The sequence below is a fragment of the Streptomyces phaeofaciens genome, assembly GCF_014648915.1.
Classification (GTDB): Bacteria; Actinomycetota; Actinomycetes; order Streptomycetales; family Streptomycetaceae; genus Streptomyces; species Streptomyces phaeofaciens.
The window spans coordinates 1-15,778 of record NZ_BMSA01000064.1 but is presented as its reverse complement, the minus strand read 5'-3'; the positions used below and the strand labels follow the sequence as shown (position 1 = coordinate 15,778).

Sequence of the window (15,778 nt, the reverse complement as noted above, 5' to 3'; positions counted from 1 at the left end):
GACGACAACCGTGGCGGCGACCGTCCGCCCTTCCGTCGCGACGACCGCCGTGACGATCGCCGCGATGACCGCCGTGACGACCGTCGGGGCGACGACCGTGGCGGTCGGCCGCCCTTCCGTCGGGACGACCGCGGTGGTGCCAGGCCCGGTGGGTTCCGTGGACGGGACGACCGGCGTGACGACCGGCGCGGCGACGACCGCCGTGGCGGCGGCCGGTTCCGTGACGACCGGGACCGTGACCGCGAGCGTGAGCCGATCAAGCGGCTGCCCATCGCCGAGGACGTCACCGGCGACGAGATCGACAAGGACGTACGGCAGGAGCTTCAGAGCCTGCCGAAGGGGCTTGCCGAGGACGTCGCCCGGAACCTGGTGATGGTCGCGCGGCTGATCGACGAGGACCCCGAGGGCGCGTACGGGTACTCCAAGGTGGCGCTGCGGCTGGCGTCGCGGGTCGCCGCGGTGCGGGAGGCCGCCGGGTTCGCGGCGTACGCCAACCAGAAGTACAGCGAGGCGCTCGCCGAGTTCCGGGCCGCGCGGCGGATGACCGGTTCGGTGGAGCTGTGGCCGGTGATGGCCGACTGCGAGCGTGGGCTCGGGCGGCCGGAGAAGGCGCTGGACATGGCCGGTGCCCCCGAGGTGAACAAGCTCGACAAGGCCGGCCAGGTCGAGATGCGGCTCGTCGCGGCCGGGGCCCGGCGTGACATGGATCAGCTCGACGCGGCGATCGTGACGCTCCAGAGCCCCGAGCTGGCGTCGAACTCCGTGCAGCCGTGGACCGCGCGACTGCGGTACGCGTACGCCGACGCGTTGCTGGCGGCCGGGCGTGAGGGCGAGGCGCGGGAGTGGTTCGCCAAGGCCGTCGAGGCGGACCGGGACGGCAGCACGGACGCCTCCGACCGGCTCGCCGAGATGGACGGGGTGGACTTCGTCGACGCGTTGGACGAGACCGGCCCCGAGGCTGAGGTCGAGCCCGCTGTCGAGGCCGAGGCCGAGGCCGAGGCTGACGTCGAGGCCGAGGCTGACGTCGAGGTCGAGGCCGAGGCTGAGGTCGAGAAGACCGTGGCCGAGCCGGTGAACGACGGTGACGAGGACGGCGACAAGGACTGACGTCCGTCACCCGTGACACGACAAGGGGCGGGACCCCGGCAGCTGCCGGAGTCCCGCCCCTTCTCGCGTTTCACAGGTCCAGTGCGCGCAGGACCAGGCCGGACGCCGGCTTCGGGCCGAACGACGTCGACTTGCGGGGCATCGTGACGCCCTGGCGGGCGAGGTCGCGGACGACCTCCTCGCGGACCGGGTGCAGCAGGACCGCCGTACCGCCGTCGCGTTCCGCCTTCTCGACCGTGGCGGCCGTGTCGTGGATGTAGGCGATGCGGGTGGGATCGTCCTCGGGGATGTGCCAGACGTGGTCCAGGAGGGCCGCGTGCAGGACGGTGGCGTCCAGGGTGCGCCAGGCCGGGGGGTGCTCCTGGGGGACCGTGCGGGCCAGGAACGCCGGGTCGGGACGGTCGAGGAGGTGGAAGGCGCCGTCGCCCGCCAGCAGGAACGCGTTGCCCGCGCAGGCCGCGTCCGCCAGGACGTCGAGGGCCCGGGGCAGCGGGACGTCCAGACGCCGGACGCGGAACAGGCCGTCCACGGCGGCCAGGGCGTCGGCGACCGGGAGACCGTGCAGGAGACGGTGGATGGCGCGGACGCGCAGCGGGTAGCGGGCGGTGTCGACCAGAAGGACCAGACCGTGGTCCCACGGGCCGGGGGACGGGTGCTCGGCGCGCAGCCGGAGGTAGGTCGCCCAGCGGTGGTGGCCGTCGGCGATGAGGGCCTGGTGGCGGGCGAGGTCCGCCTGGACGCGGGCCGTCTCGGTGGGGTCGGTGATGGCCCAGAGGCGGTGGCTGTAGCCGTCGTCCGTGGTGGTGGACAGGAGCGGGGGGCGCTCGGCGGTGCGGTCGACGATCTCCGCCGCGGTGCCGTTGCCGCGGTAGGTGAGCAGCAGCGGTTCGAGGTTGGCGCGGGTGGCCCGCATGAGGGCCGCGCGGTCCGCGACGACGTGCGGCATGACGTCCTCGTGGGGGAGGACGATGCCCTCCGCCGGGTCGGAGACGCGCAGGGTGCCGATGACGCCGCGCTGGAGCATGCCGTCCGCGTGGCTCTGCTCGTAGACGTACAGGGCGGGCTCGGGGTCCGTGGTGAGGACGCCCTCGGCGAGCCAGCGGTGGAGGGTGTCGGCGGCCTGTTCGTTGCGGATGTCGGGGGTGGTCGCCTGGGGAAGGATCAGCCGGACGATGTTGTGGGGGTCCGAGTCCTGGAGATGGTGCAGGCCGTCGGGGCGGACGACGACGTCGTACGGCGGGGAGGTGACGGCGGCGAGGCTGCCGACCCGGTCGGGGTCGTAGCGCAGGCCTCGGAACGGGGTGAGTTCCAGGCCTCGGGGCGCCGTTGCTTCCGAGTGACCTGCTGAGTTCATCCCGGCATCGTACGTCTGTCGGTGGCATGCGCGATGATCGGGGGAAAGCGGAGCGAACGAGGAGCGATGTGGAATGAGCCGGAGCGTCAGGACGAGGCCCGAGGGCAGTGGGCAGGCCCTGAGCGAGGCGTACGACACGGCGCTGCTCGATCTGGACGGGGTGGTGTACGCGGGAGGGAACGCGATCGTGCACGCCGTCGAGTCGCTGGCCACGGCGCGGGCGGGCGGGATGCGTCTGGCGTACGTCACCAACAACGCGCTGCGGACGCCGGACACCGTGGCCGGGCATCTGACGGAGCTGGGGATACCGACGGACGCGGACGACGTCATCACCTCGGCGCAGGCGGTCGCCCGGCTGATCAGTGAGCAGGTGCCGGCCGGCGCGCGGGTGCTGGTGATCGGCGGCGAGGGGCTGCGGGTCGCGCTGCGGGAGCGGGGGCTGGTGCCGGTGGAGTCGGCGGACGACGATCCGGCGGCCGTGGTGCAGGGGTTCGGCGGGCCGGACCTGCCGTGGGGACGGTTCGCGGAGGCGTCGTACGCGGTGGCGCGCGGGGTGCCGTGGTTCGCGTCCAACACCGATCTGACGATTCCGAGCGGTCGGGGGATCGCGCCGGGCAACGGTGCGGCGGTGGAGGTCGTGCGGATCGCGACCGGGGCCGAGCCGCAGGTCGCGGGGAAGCCGTTGCCCCCGATGCACCGGGAGACGATCCTGCGGACGGGCGCGGAGCGGCCGTTGGTGGTCGGGGATCGGCTGGACACCGACATCGAGGGGGCGTTCAACGGGCAGGTCGACTCGCTGCTGGTCCTCACCGGGGTCACCGACGGGGCGCTGCTGCTGGCGGCGCCGCCGCAGCACCGGCCGACGTATGTCGCCGCCGATCTGCGGGGGATGCTCACCGGGCAGCCGGAGGTGGTGGCTTCCGGTGCCGGGTTCCGGTGCGGGGGCTGGACGGCGACGGCGGGTGCGACGGGGGCCCCGGTGCTGGAGCTGGAGGGCGACGGTGACGCGCTGGACGGGTTGCGGGCGTTGTGCGCGGTGGCCTGGACGGCGGCGGGGGAGGGGAGTTGCGCGCTGGACGGCGGCAAGGCGCTGGCGCGGCTGGGGCTGTGAGGCGGTTCCCGAGGTGGTGAACCGGTGAAGCCGGTCGGACCTGTGACCAGGCATTCTGCCCGGTGGGGAGGGTAGGCTAACCTAACTGCGTGTTGGTCGACAGTGTTCCCGAACAGCGCGCGGAAGCCGCCCCCGCGCCCCCGAACCGCCGGGTGGTCCGTTCCGTCGGTCTGCTCGTCTCCGTGGCGGTCCTGCTGCTGGTGGCGGTGGCGAGCGTCGCCATCGGCGCCAAGGAACTGTCCGTGGCGCAGGTCTGGCACGGGCTGTTCGCCGACTCGGGTACGTACGCGGACGTCGTCGTCGACGAGCGGCTGGCGCGGACCGTGCTGGGGCTGCTCGCCGGCGCGGCGCTGGGTCTGTCCGGGTCGGTGCTTCAGGCGCTCACCCGCAACCCGCTGGCCGACCCCGGCCTTCTCGGCCTCAACGCGGGGGCCTCGGCCGCGGTCGTCACCGCGATCTCGTTCTTCGGCGTGACCAGCCTGAACGGCTATGTGTGGTTCGCTTTCCTCGGCGCGGCCGCGGTCGGCGCGCTGGTCTGGTTCCTCGGCGGGAGCCGGGGCGCCACACCGGTGCGGCTGGCGCTGGCCGGCACCGCGATCAGTGCCGCGCTGTACGGCTATCTCCAGGCCGTGATGATCCTGGACGACGCGGCGCTCGCCAGGATGCGGTTCTGGACGGTGGGTTCGCTGTCCTCGGCGAGCGACGAGACCATCTGGCAGGTGCTGCCGTTCCTGGCCGTGGGCACGCTGCTCGCGCTGGGCCTCGCCCGGCCGCTGAACGCGGTGGCCATGGGCGACGACACGGCCAAGGCGCTGGGCGCCGACCTCAACCGCACCCGGGCGCTGTCGATGCTCGCCGCCACCGTGCTGTGCGGTGCCGCGACCGCCGCCTGCGGGCCGATCGTGTTCGTGGGGCTGATGGTCCCGCACGTGGTCCGCTCCTTCACCGGCCCCGACCTGCGCTGGATCATGCCGTACGCGGCGATCCTGTCGCCGGTGCTGCTGCTCGGCTCCGATGTGCTCGGCCGGGTCGTCGCCCGTCCGTCGGAGGTCCAGGTCGGCATCATCACCGCGATCATCGGCGGGCCGGTCTTCATCTTTCTCGTACGACGCCGGAGGACGGCCCAGCTGTGAGGACCGCAGGAACAGGGAAGACGGCAGCGGCGGAGCAGGCGGCGGAGGCGGGGAGGACCGTGGCACCCAGGGGCGGGGTCCGTGCGCTGCGCGGACCGGGCGGAGCGTCGGTCAGGCTGGACGTGCGAGCGCTGGTCGTCGTCGTCCTGCTGATGGCCGCCGCGTTCGCCGCGAGCGTGGTGCTGATCGGCACCGGCGACTTCCCGATCTCGTCCGGGGACGTGGTGCGGACGCTGTTCGGCGAGGGCACCGCGGGCCAGGAGTTCATCGTCAACGAGCTGCGGCTGCCGCGGGTCCTGGTCGGGCTGCTGGTCGGGGCCTCGCTGGGACTCGGCGGAGCGCTGTTCCAGGCCGTCTCCCGCAACCCGCTGGGCAGCCCGGACGTGCTGGGGCTCGGGCAGGGGGCGACGGCCGGCGCGCTCGTGATGATCGTGCTGTTCTCCGGGAGCGCCGCCCAGGTCACGATCGGCGCCCTGGTCGGCGGTCTGGTGACCGGTGCGCTGATCTACCTGCTGGCGTGGAAGCAGGGCGTGCACGGCTACCGGCTGGTGCTGGTCGGCATCGGCGTCTCGGCGGTCGCGACCGCCGTCAACGGCTATCTGCTCACCAAGGCCGACTTCGTCGACGCGGCCCGCGCGGTCGTCTGGATGACCGGCACGCTCGACGGCCGGGACTGGAACCAGGTCTGGCCGCTGCTGTGGCTGTGCCTGCTGCTGGTTCCGCTGGTCCTCGCCAACGCGCGGGGCCTTCGGATGATGGAGATGGGCGACGACGTCTCCCACGCCCTCGGGGTGCCGGTGGAGCGGGTACGGATGCTGCTGCTGGTCTCCGCCGTCCTGCTGACCGCCGCCGCCACCGCCGCCGCGGGCCCCGTCAGCTTCGTGGCGCTCACCGCGCCGCAGCTCGCCCGGCGGCTGACCCGCTCACCGGGCCCCAACCTCGTGCCGTCCCTGTTCATGGGCGCCGCCCTGCTGGTCACCGCCGACTGGGCCGCGCAGCGTCTCTTCGGCGACGGGCAGCTGCCCGTGGGCGTGGTCACCGGTGTGCTGGGCGGGGTCTACCTGCTGTGGCTCCTGGTCACCGAGCGCAAGGCGGGCCGGATATGAGCGGCTCGGCAGTCGACCGGAGCCGCCCGGCAGTCGACCGGAGCCGCCCGGCAGTCGACCGGAGCCGCCCGGCAGTCGACCGGAGCCGCCCGGCAGCCGACCGGAGCCGCCCGGCAGACCGGAACAATCCAAGGAGCATCGTGAACCGCCTGTCCGCCGAGAACGTCACCCTCGCCTACGACCAGCGGGTCATCGCCGAACAGCTGTCCGTGGAGATACCCGACAACTCCTTCACGGTGATCGTCGGTCCCAACGCGTGCGGCAAGTCGACGCTCCTGCGGGCGCTGTCGCGGATGCTGAAGCCCTCGCAGGGCCGGGTGCTGCTCGACGGGCAGGTCATCCAGTCGATGCCGGCGAAGAAGGTCGCGCGCACCCTCGGCCTGCTGCCGCAGTCGTCCATCGCGCCGGACGGGATCACCGTCGCCGACCTGGTGGGCCGCGGCCGCTACCCGCACCAGGGCATCCTGCGCCAGTGGTCGGCCGAGGACGAGCGGGTCGTCCAGGAGTCCATGGCGCAGACCGGCGTCGCCGAGCTCGCCGACCGGTACGTCGACGAGCTGTCCGGCGGCCAGCGCCAGCGGGTGTGGATCGCGATGGCGCTCGCCCAGCAGACGCCGCTGCTGCTGCTCGACGAGCCGACCACCTACCTCGACATCCAGCACCAGATCGACGTCCTCGACCTCTGCGCCGAGCTGCACGAGGAGCAGGGCCGCACGCTCGTCGCCGTCCTGCACGACCTCAACCACGCGGCCCGGTACGCCACGCATCTGATCGCGCTGAAGGGCGGCGAGGTCATCGCGCAGGGCGCGCCGAACGACATCGTCACGGCCGAGCTGGTCGAGCGGGTCTTCGGGCTGGGCTGTCAGGTCATCGACGATCCCGAGACGGGGACGCCGCTGGTGGTGCCGGCGGCCCGCAAGGCACGGGTGCGGGCCGGGCAGCCGGCCGTCACAGAAGCCTCCTGAGGTGGAGCAGATCGCGCAGGCCCGCCTCGAGCTTCACCCGGCCCGAGCCCCAGGCCTTGGCGAAGTTCAGCTCGCCGTCGACCAGCGAGACCAGGTCGTCGCCGGTCATCGTCAGCCTGATCTGGGCCTTCTCCGGGGGAGGGCCCTGAAGGGTGTCCCGCACCACGATCCGGCCGCCGGTCATCCGGCCGACGAACGTGACGTCCAGGTCGGTGATCCGGCAGCTCACCGAGCGGTCCAGGGAGGCGGCCGTGCGGACGTCCCCTTCGGCGCTGCCCATGTTGTCCGAGAGCTTCTCGAGTGCCGCGCGGCACTCCTCGATCGTCGCCATCGCGATCGACGGTACCCCAGGGGTTCGCGGTAGCGTCTGGGCATGAGCGACACAGTGCCGGAGCCGGAGAGTGTGCCGGAGGAGCGGGCGGACGACCCCGCCGCGCCCGCCCCGCTGGCCGTACCCCGGGTCCCCACCGGGCACGCCGAGGTCGACGCCCGGCTGGACCGGCTGGCCGACGCCGACCACCTCGCCACCGACGGACACGTCGAGGTGTACGAGGATGTACACCGGGGGCTGCGCGACGCGCTCACCGCGCTCGACGCCCGCCCGGGACCTCCGGCGCCCCCGACGCCGTACGGACACAGGAGCTGAACCGAACGTGGCAGGAGTCGCTCGTCGCCGTCTGGACGCGGAGCTGGTCCGCCGGAAGCTCGCGCGCTCGCGCGAGCACGCCGGGCAGCTGATCGCCGCCGGCCGGGTCAGCGTCGGCAAGACCGTCGCGACCAAGCCGGCCACCCAGGTGGAGACGGCCGCCGCGATCGTCGTCGCCGTCGACGACGCCGATCCCGACTACGTCTCCCGGGGCGGGCACAAGCTCGCCGGGGCGCTGGCCGCGTTCGTGCCCCAGGGGCTCCTGGTGGAGGGGCGGCGGGCGCTGGACGCCGGCGCGTCCACCGGCGGGTTCACGGACGTGCTGCTGCGGGCGGGGGCCGCGCACGTCGTCGCCGTCGACGTCGGATACGGACAACTCGCCTGGTCTCTGCAGAGCGATGAACGCGTCACCGTCAAGGACCGTACGAACGTACGCGAGTTGACGCTTGAAGCGATCGATGGGGAGCCTGTGGATCTTGTCGTGGGGGACTTGTCCTTCATTCCGCTGGGGCTGGTGCTGCCGGCCCTGGCGCGGTGCACCGGGCCGGACGCGGATCTGGTCATGATGGTCAAGCCGCAGTTCGAGGTGGGGAAGGAACGGCTCGGCAGCGGGGGCGTCGTACGCAGCCCGCAGCTGCGGGCCGAGGCGGTGCGCGGCGTCGCCGGGAAGGCGTGGGACCTGGGGCTGGGCGTGAAGGGTGTCACCGCCAGTCCGCTGCCCGGGCCCTCGGGCAATGTCGAGTACTTTCTGTGGCTCCGGGCCGGGGCGCCTGCCCTGGACCCGGCGGACGTTGACCGTGCAGTGGCGGAGGGGCCGCGTTGACACCGAACCGAACTCGTACCGTTTTCCTGCTCGCCCACACGGGCCGGCCGGCCGCGATCCGCAGCGCGGAACTGGTGGTGAAGGGGCTGCTGCGCGAGGGCATCGGGGTGCGCGTCCTGGAGTACGAGGCGGCCGACCTGCATGTGCCGGACGAGGTGGAGCTGGTCTCCGAGGCCACGCCGCAGTGCCTGGAGGGGTGCGAGCTGCTCATCGTCCTCGGCGGTGACGGCACCCTGCTGCGCGGCGCCGAGTTCGCCCGGGCGTCCGGGGTGCCGATGCTCGGCGTCAACCTGGGCAGTGTCGGGTTCCTCGCCGAGGCCGAGCGGGACGATCTCGACAAGGTCGTCGACCGGGTCGTCTCCCGGGCGTACGAGGTCGAGGAGCGGATGACCGTCGATGTCGTCGTGCACCGCAACGGGGACATCGTGCACACGGACTGGGCGCTGAACGAGGCGGCGGTGCAGAAGGCCGGCGCGGAGAAGCTGCTCGAGGTCGTGCTGGAGATCGACGGGCGGCCGGTGACCGGGTTCGGGTGCGACGGGATCGTCCTGTCGACGCCGACCGGGTCCACCGCCTACGCGTTCTCCGCCGGCGGGCCCGTGGTGTGGCCCGAGGTGGAGGCGCTGCTGATGGTGCCGATCAGCGCGCACGCGCTGTTCGCCAAGCCGCTCGTGACCTCGCCGAACTCGGTGCTCGCCGTGGAGCTGCTGCCGCACATTCCGCCCGGGGTGCTGTGGTGCGACGGGCGGCGGACCTTCGAGCTGCCGCCGGGGGCCCGGGTCGAGGTGCGGCGGGGCGCGGTGCCGGTACGGCTGGCCCGGCTGCATCACGCGTCGTTCACCGACCGGCTCGTGGCGAAGTTCGCGCTGCCCGTCTCGGGGTGGCGGGGGGCCCGGCACTAGGGCGGTCCCGGGGACGTCCACCCGCCCGGGTGACGGGGCGCCTCGCGCTTTCTCCGCCCGACCTCGTAAGGTCTTCCTCGTGTTGGAGGAGATGCGGATACGGTCGCTCGGAGTCATCGACGACGCTGTCGTCGAGCTGTCGCCCGGCTTCACCGCCGTCACCGGTGAGACGGGTGCGGGCAAGACCATGGTGGTCACCAGCCTCGGGCTGCTGCTGGGCGGGCGTGCCGATCCCGCGCTGGTGCGGATCGGGGCCGAGCGGGCGGTCGTGGAGGGGCGGATCTCCGTGCCCCCGGGCGCCTCGGTGGTGGTCCGGGCCGAGGAGGCCGGGGCCGAGCTGGACGACGGGGCGCTGCTGATCAGCCGTACCGTTTCCGCCGAGGGGCGCTCACGGGCACACGTCGGCGGGCGGAGCGTGCCGGTCGGTGTGCTGGCCGAGCTGGCGGACGAGCTGGTCGCCGTGCACGGGCAGACCGACCAGCAGGGGCTGCTGAAGCTGTCCCGGCAGCGGCAGGCGCTGGACCGGTACGCCGGGGACGCCGTCACCGTGCCGCTGGCCAAGTACACCGAGGCGTACCGGCGGCTGCGGGCCGTGGCCGTCGAGCTGGACGAGATCGTCACCCGGGCGCGTGAGCGGGCCCAGGAGGCCGACATGCTGCGCTTCGGGCTCGACGAGATCGCGGCTGTCGAGCCGCGGGCCGGGGAGGACACGGAGCTGGCGGAGGAGGCGGAGCGGCTCGGGCACGCGGAGGCGCTGTCCGTGGCCGCCGCGGCCGCTCACGCGGCTCTCGCGGGCAATCCGGAGGATCCCGAGAGCATCGACGCGGCGACGCTCGTCGCGGGCGCCCAGCGGGCCCTGGAGGCCGTCCGGTCGCACGACCCGGCGCTGTCCGCGCTCGCCGACCGGATCGGCGAGATCGGGATCCTGCTCGGTGACGTGGCGGGGGAGCTGGCGGGGTACGCCGACGACCTGGACGCCGATCCGCTGCGGCTGGGGGCCGTGGAGGAGCGGCGCGCCGCGCTGACCGCGCTCACCCGGAAGTACGGGCAGGACGTGTCCGCCGTCCTGGCCTGGGCCGAGCAGGGCGCAGAGCGGCTCACCGCGCTGGACGGCGACGACGAGCGGATCGACGAGCTGACCGCCGAACGGGACGCGCTGCGGTCCGAGCTGGGCGGTCTCGCGCAGGCGCTGACCGACGCGCGCACGGAGGCCGCCGAGCGGTTCGCCGCCGCGGTGACCGCCGAGCTGGCGTCGCTGGCGATGCCCCACGCGCGCGTGTCGTTCGCGATCCGGCAGACCGAGGACCCGGAGGGCGTGGAGGTCGGCGGGCGGGCGGTCGCCTACGGGGCGTCCGGTGCCGACGAGGTCGAGCTGCTGCTCGCCCCGCATCCGGGAGCGCCGCCGCGGCCCATCGCCAAGGGCGCGTCCGGGGGTGAGCTGTCGCGGGTGATGCTCGCCGTCGAGGTGGTGTTCGCGGGGACGGACCCCGTGCCGACGTACCTCTTCGACGAGGTCGACGCGGGGGTGGGCGGCAAGGCGGCCGTGGAGATCGGGCGGCGCCTCGCGAAGCTCGCCAGGAGCGCGCAGGTCGTGGTGGTCACCCACCTTCCGCAGGTCGCCGCGTTCGCCGACCGGCAACTGCTGGTGGAGAAGACCAACGACGGGTCGGTGACCCGGTCCGGTGTGAAGGTCCTGGAGGGGGAGGAGCGGATCCGGGAGCTGTCCCGGATGCTCGCCGGCCAGGAGGACTCGGAGACGGCCAGGGCCCACGCGGAGGAGCTGCTGGCGGCGGCCCGCGCGGACGCGTAGCGCGGGAGCCACCCGGTCGGGTGCGGGGCGGGAGCGGGACCTTCGGGTTCCGGCCCGCCCCGCACTCGTTGCCGTCCGGGCCGCACTCGTTGCCGTCCGGACCGCACCCGTTGTCGTCCGGGCCGGTCGTCGTTGTCGTCCGGACCGGACTCAATCGAACGGAACCCGGACTTCTCTCACTCGTGTGGGTGACTTGGGCCGCCGTGTCGCCGGGTGCCGGGGCGATCGGCGGCACGGAACACCCGTGCGTGCTGGCATCCTTGGGCGTAATACGTGGAGGAACCCGAGCGGTTCACCCCTCCGCCCGGTCCTTCTGTACTTTCGTCGTGACCGACCGACGCCGACCCAGGAGCCCCGGCCACGTGAGCAGCCACTCACCGCACGGCCAGTCGTCGCTGCGCACCGTGCAGGTGCTGGGCGGCGGCAACGCCGGCAGCAGCGCACACGTGCGCTCCCTGGCAGCGGGGCTCGTCGCACGGGGCGTGCGGGTGACGGTGTGCGCCCCTGTCGGCGCCGATCACACCTACGACTTCACGGGCGCCGGCGCCGAACACGTGCACGTGCCGCGCAGCAGCGACCCCGGGTCCGTGGCGGCTCTGCGGGCGGCCTGCACGGACGCCGACCTGGTCCACGCGCACGGCCTGCACGCCTCCTTCCGGGCCGTCCTCGCGCTCAGCGGCCGCGGCACCCCGCTCGTCGTGACCTGGCACAACCGGGCGCACGCCGAAGGGGCCCGGGCGCATCTGCGGCGGCTGCTGGAGCGCAGGGTGGCGCGGGCGGCGGCGGTGGTGCTCGGGACGACGTCCGAACTCGTGGACCGGGCCCGCCGTACGGGCGCCCGGGACGCGCGGCTGGCGGCCGTGGCGCTGCCCGGCCCCCGTCCGGCCGACAGCCATGACGACGCCGAGCCCCCGCATCCCAAGGTGCGGGCCGAACTCGGCGCGATCGGGCGGCCGTTGCTCATGGCCGTCGGCTCCCTGGACCGCCACCGCGGCTACGACCTGCTGCTGGACGCCGCGCGCGGGTGGCGCGGTCTCGATCCCGTGCCGCTGGTGGTCGTCGCGGGCGAGGGCCCGCTGCGGGCGGAGCTCCAGGGCCGGATCGAGGACGAGGAGCTGCCGGTGCGGCTGGTCGGGCGGCGGGACGACGTCGGTGAGCTGCTGGCCGCCGCCGACCTCGCGCTGCTGCCCGGGCGCGGGGAGTCCCGGTCGGTCCTGGCGCAGGAGGCCCTCCACGCGCGCGTGCCGCTCGTCGCGGCGCTGGCCGGCGGGATCCGCGAACTCGTCGGCGACGCCGCCGAACTGGTGCCGGCCGACGACACGGAGGCCTTCTCCGACGCCGTCGTACGGCTGCTCGGCGACCCCGGACGGTGCGAGGCGCTGCGGGACCTGGGCACCCGGCAGACGGCCACCTGGCCCACCGAGGACGAGACCGTCGCCCAGGTCCTCAGCGTCTACGACGAGCTGACGCAGCCCCGGCCGATGATCTGAACCGGTTTCCGCACCGGTTCACGTCACGTGCCGGCGGGCCCGCAGGGCCAGGCTCAACGCCAGCACGGTCTGCGGGTCGTCGAGGTCCGTGCCCAGCAACTCCCCTATGCGGGCGAGCCGGTTGTAGAGCGTCTGCCGGTTGAGGTGCAGCTCGCGGGCCGTCTCCGCCTTGCGGCCCGCATGCGCCAGATACGTCTCCAGGGTGGGCAGCAGCGGCGGCTTGGAACGCTGGTCGTGGTCGCGGACCGGCCCGATCGCCCGGTCCACGAACGCCGCCAGGTCGGGGTGGTCGCGCAGCCGCCACAACAGCAGGTCGATGTCGAGGCGGCGGGCGTCGTACCAGGGGCGGTCCGTCAGACCCTGGGCGGCGGTCGCCGTCTCCGCCGCGTGTCTCAGGCCCGCCGAGGCCGCCGCCCAGCCGCCCGCGACCCCGACCACCACGACCGGCGGCAGGGCTCCCGGACGCTGCATCCCGGCCCGCTCCACGCCCGCCCGCAGTGCCGCCGCGACCCGGTCGGCCACCGCCGAGCGCTCCGACTCCGACCGCAGGCCCAGCAGCAGCGGCACCCGGCCCTCCACCGGACGCACACCGAGCAGCACCGGCACGCCCACCGACGCCAGCTCCTCCGCGACCGCGCGGGCCAGCACCGCCCAGCCTCCGCCGGGCGAGAGCGTGTCGCCGAGCCGCATGACGACCGGCAGCAGCGGTCCCGAGCCGGGCTTGAAGCCGAGGACGCGGGCCTGCGCCGGGGCGTCCTCCGGCGCGATCCGGCCCTCGGCGAGGTCCGTGAGGAAGTCGCCCCGGCCGCGCGCCGCCAGCTCCTCCTCCTGGCGGGCCTGCATCAGCACCACGGCCAGGATCCCGGCGGCCCGCTCGGCGGCGATCCGGTGCACCGGTGCGAGAGGGGCGCGCACGGGAAGCGTCACGAGCCGGGCGCGCACCGAACCCGCCCCCGGTCCACCGCCGGGCACGTCCACCAGCACCGAACCGGCGGGCGGCGGGGCGTCCTTGTGCGGGCCGCGCATCCCCTCCCACACCTGGAGCGGATCCGCCCCCTCCGGGCCCTCCCCGGCCGCGTACAGCAGCTGTCCGTCCGTCGTCTCCAGGAACACCGGGTTGCCGCTGAAGTCCGCCAGGATGCCCAGCACCTGGGGGATCCCGCCACCGCCCAGCAGCGCCTCCGTACAGCGGCGGTGGACCTCCTCGGCCCGCTGGAGCAGGGCGTAGTGACCGTTGACGATCTCGGTGTGGATCTCCTCCGTCACCGTCACGAACGGCACCTCGCGGTGGAGTTGGACCAGCGGCAGCCCGGTCGCCCGTGCCGTCTCCACCAGGGCCGCGGGCAGCCGGGTGAAGCGCGGGCCCAGCTCCATCACCAGCGCGGCGATGCCCCGCTCGGCCAGCGTGCGGACGAACGCCCGCTGCTCGGCCGGACGGGTGCCGAGACCGTAGCCGGTGGTCAGCAGCAGCTCGCCGCCCTTGAGCAGCGAGGCGATGTTCGGGACCTCGCCCGCGTGCACCCAGCGCACCGTCCGCCCCAGCCGGTCGCCGCCCGCGAGGATCTCGGGGAGCCCGCTGCGCAGGCCGGGCAGTTCCAGCGCGCGCTGCACGGTGATGCCCGCGCCCTGGCTGTCGAATCGGTGGTCCGTGCTGTCCATGCAGCGGACGCTACCTGCGCGGACGTCCCGGCAACATCCGCGGGCCGGATCGGGCGGCGCGCGGGCGGGTGGCGGCGGCCGGTGCCGGGACGGTGCTCAGGCCGGCTTGATGTTGTGGTTGAAGCGGAAGACGTTGTCGGGGTCGTACTCCCGCTTGACCTGCGCCATGCGCCGGGCGTTCTCGGCGCCCAGTCCGGCCACCACCCGGTCGGCGCCCTCGTCGCCGATGAAGTTGAGGTAGACCGCGCCCGTGCTCCACGGCTGCGCGTCGGCACGGACGTCCCGCACCCACTGGATGCACCGTTCGTCGTCGGCCGGGTCCTCCCACAGCCCGAAGGGGTGCACGCCCCAGGGCGCGTCCCGGTACGGCACCGGGTACTCGTGCGGTCCGGCGGCGATCGCGCCGCCCTGCGGGAACAGCGCGTGCAGGGTGCCCGTCGGCACGGGGAGAGCCTCGCCGCGGGCGCAGAAGGTCTCGACGTAGTCGTCGGGGGCGCCGGTCAGGTACTCCGCCGACCAGTAGTTCCGCATCCCCGGCGGATCGTCGAGCATGCACTGCACGTCCGCGTACGGCATCGCGCCGACGACCTCCGCCTCGTGCGGCAGGGCCAGCAGCGGCTCGGCCACCTTGCGCATGTCGGCCTCGGATCCGGCGTAGGTCAGCAGCACCCCGCACAGCAGGGAGCCGACCAGGTGCGGCGGGACGAACTCCTCGGGCGGGCCGGTCACGTAGAGGACGGCGCCGCTCGCCTCGTCCGGGGCGGTCGCCATCAGGTCGCGGTAGGTGCGGGCGGCCTCCCGGCCGAACTCGGGGAGGTAGAGCAGCAGCGCGATGGCGAACCGGGGCAGTTCGTGCAGCTTCAGGGTGAGCGCGGTGGCGACGCCGAAGTTGCCGCCGCCGCCGTGCAGGGCCCAGAACAGGTCGGCGTTGTCGTCCGCGTCGGCGTGCACCCGGCGGCCGTCCGCGGTGACCAGCTCGACACCGAGCAGGTTGTCGACCGCGAGGCCGTAACGGCGGTCCAGCCAGCCCGTGCCGCCGCCGAGGACGAAACCGCCGACCCCGGTGGTGGAGGCACGGCCGCCGGTCGTGGCGAGCGCGTGCGGCTCGCAGGCGCGGTCCAGGTCGCTCATCGTGGCGCCGCCCGCGATCCGTGCCGCCTGGGCGGCCGGATCGACGGTGACCGCGCGCATATGACGCAGATCGACCACGACGGCTCCGTCGCCCAGCGCGCTGCCCGCCACGCTGTGCCCGCCGCCGCGTACCGCGATCGGCAGGTCCAGGTCACGGGCGAACCGCACGGACCGTACGACGTCGGTCTCGTCCACGCACTGGGCGATCACCGCGGGACGCCGGTCGATCATCGAGTTGAAGACGGTCCGGGCCTCGTCGTAGCCCGTGTCTTCCGGGGCGAACACGTCGCCGACCAGATCCTCGCGGAGGGCGGCGAGAGCCGCGCCCGCCTTCGATGGGGAGGCCATGGAGGCGCCCCCTTCCGTGCAGGGGCTGTTGGCTCCAGCGTAGGCGGGCGGGCTGGGGCGGGCCTGTTCAGGGGCCCGCCCGTCAGCGTCTCGTAAGGACTTCAGCGACTGGAAAGGACGTCAGCCGCCGTACGCGCCGGACGCCGTCAGGCGCAGGGCGGTGTCGATCAGCGGGACGTGGCTGAAGGCCTGC

General features: G+C 74.0%; 14 protein-coding genes. 10 read left to right on the top strand and 4 right to left on the bottom strand.

Annotated elements, in window-relative coordinates; all coding sequences use genetic code 11:
• Nucleotides 1-264 precede the first annotated feature (264 nt).
• A complete protein-coding gene (locus tag IE275_RS44895) occupies nt 265-1,107 on the top strand; it encodes a hypothetical protein (protein ID WP_194539874.1) in 843 nt (280 codons plus the stop codon).
• Between the two features lie 70 nt (nt 1,108-1,177).
• On the opposite strand, the gene IE275_RS44890 is transcribed toward IE275_RS44895, so the two are convergent.
• A complete protein-coding gene (locus IE275_RS44890; protein WP_189718483.1) occupies nt 1,178-2,461 on the bottom strand; it encodes a DUF1015 domain-containing protein in 1,284 nt (427 codons plus the stop codon).
• A gap of 73 nt (nt 2,462-2,534) precedes the next feature.
• Here IE275_RS44890 and IE275_RS44885 point away from each other — a divergent pair, with 73 nt between their 5' ends.
• The 4 genes from IE275_RS44885 (at nt 2,535) to IE275_RS44870 (ending at nt 6,776) form a co-directional block, all read left to right on the top strand.
• Nucleotides 2,535-3,572 (top strand): HAD hydrolase-like protein, encoded by a 1,038-nt coding sequence (locus IE275_RS44885; protein ID WP_189718482.1) that lies wholly within the window; start codon nt 2,535-2,537, stop codon nt 3,570-3,572.
• 89 nt (nt 3,573-3,661) lie between these two features.
• Nucleotides 3,662-4,705, top strand: coding sequence for a FecCD family ABC transporter permease (locus tag IE275_RS44880; RefSeq protein ID WP_189718481.1), 1,044 nt, complete (start codon nt 3,662-3,664; stop codon nt 4,703-4,705).
• A gap of 59 nt (nt 4,706-4,764) precedes the next feature.
• Complete coding sequence (locus IE275_RS44875) at nt 4,765-5,811, top strand: FecCD family ABC transporter permease (protein WP_229871392.1); 1,047 nt, start codon at nt 4,765-4,767, stop codon at nt 5,809-5,811.
• A 140-nt stretch (nt 5,812-5,951) separates the two neighbouring features.
• On the top strand, nt 5,952-6,776 hold the full coding sequence (locus tag IE275_RS44870) for an ABC transporter ATP-binding protein (RefSeq protein ID WP_189718479.1): 825 nt from the start codon (nt 5,952-5,954) through the stop codon (nt 6,774-6,776).
• Here the strand turns inward: IE275_RS44870 and IE275_RS44865 are convergent.
• Nucleotides 6,760-7,107, bottom strand: coding sequence for an SCP2 sterol-binding domain-containing protein (locus IE275_RS44865; RefSeq protein ID WP_189718478.1), 348 nt, complete (start codon nt 7,105-7,107; stop codon nt 6,760-6,762). The two genes, IE275_RS44870 and IE275_RS44865, sit on opposite strands and share 17 nt — an antisense overlap.
• A 42-nt stretch (nt 7,108-7,149) precedes the next feature.
• On the opposite strand from IE275_RS44865, the gene IE275_RS44860 reads away from it, so the two are divergent.
• The 5 genes from IE275_RS44860 to IE275_RS44840 all read left to right on the top strand — a co-directional run bounded on the left by IE275_RS44860 (nt 7,150) and on the right by IE275_RS44840 (nt 12,447).
• Nucleotides 7,150-7,422, top strand: a complete 273-nt coding sequence (locus IE275_RS44860) for a hypothetical protein (RefSeq protein ID WP_189718477.1) — start codon at nt 7,150-7,152, stop codon at nt 7,420-7,422.
• Nucleotides 7,423-7,429: 7 nt separating this feature from the next.
• Nucleotides 7,430-8,245, top strand: a complete 816-nt coding sequence (locus tag IE275_RS44855) for a TlyA family RNA methyltransferase (protein WP_189718476.1) — start codon at nt 7,430-7,432, stop codon at nt 8,243-8,245.
• On the top strand, nt 8,242-9,147 hold the full coding sequence (locus IE275_RS44850) for an NAD kinase (RefSeq protein ID WP_189718475.1): 906 nt from the start codon (nt 8,242-8,244) through the stop codon (nt 9,145-9,147). The genes IE275_RS44855 and IE275_RS44850 overlap by 4 nt, the downstream gene beginning before the upstream one ends.
• 91 nt (nt 9,148-9,238) lie before the next feature.
• A complete protein-coding gene (gene recN / locus IE275_RS44845) occupies nt 9,239-10,957 on the top strand; it encodes a DNA repair protein RecN (RefSeq protein WP_189718484.1) in 1,719 nt (572 codons plus the stop codon).
• Between the two features lie 362 nt (nt 10,958-11,319).
• On the top strand, nt 11,320-12,447 hold the full coding sequence (locus IE275_RS44840; RefSeq protein WP_229871389.1) for a glycosyltransferase family 4 protein: 1,128 nt from the start codon (nt 11,320-11,322) through the stop codon (nt 12,445-12,447).
• Nucleotides 12,448-12,465: 18 nt separating this feature from the next.
• Here the strand turns inward: IE275_RS44840 and IE275_RS44835 are convergent, their stop codons facing one another.
• Nucleotides 12,466-14,106 carry a PucR family transcriptional regulator gene (locus tag IE275_RS44835; protein ID WP_189718473.1) on the bottom strand — a complete coding sequence of 547 codons (1,641 nt, stop codon included), beginning with the start codon at nt 14,104-14,106 and terminating at the stop codon, nt 12,466-12,468.
• Nucleotides 14,107-14,202: 96 nt separating this feature from the next.
• Entirely contained in the window at nt 14,203-15,585 is a 1,383-nt protein-coding gene (locus IE275_RS44830; RefSeq protein ID WP_189718472.1) for an FAD-binding oxidoreductase, read from the bottom strand.
• Between the last annotated feature and the right edge of the window lie 193 nt (nt 15,586-15,778).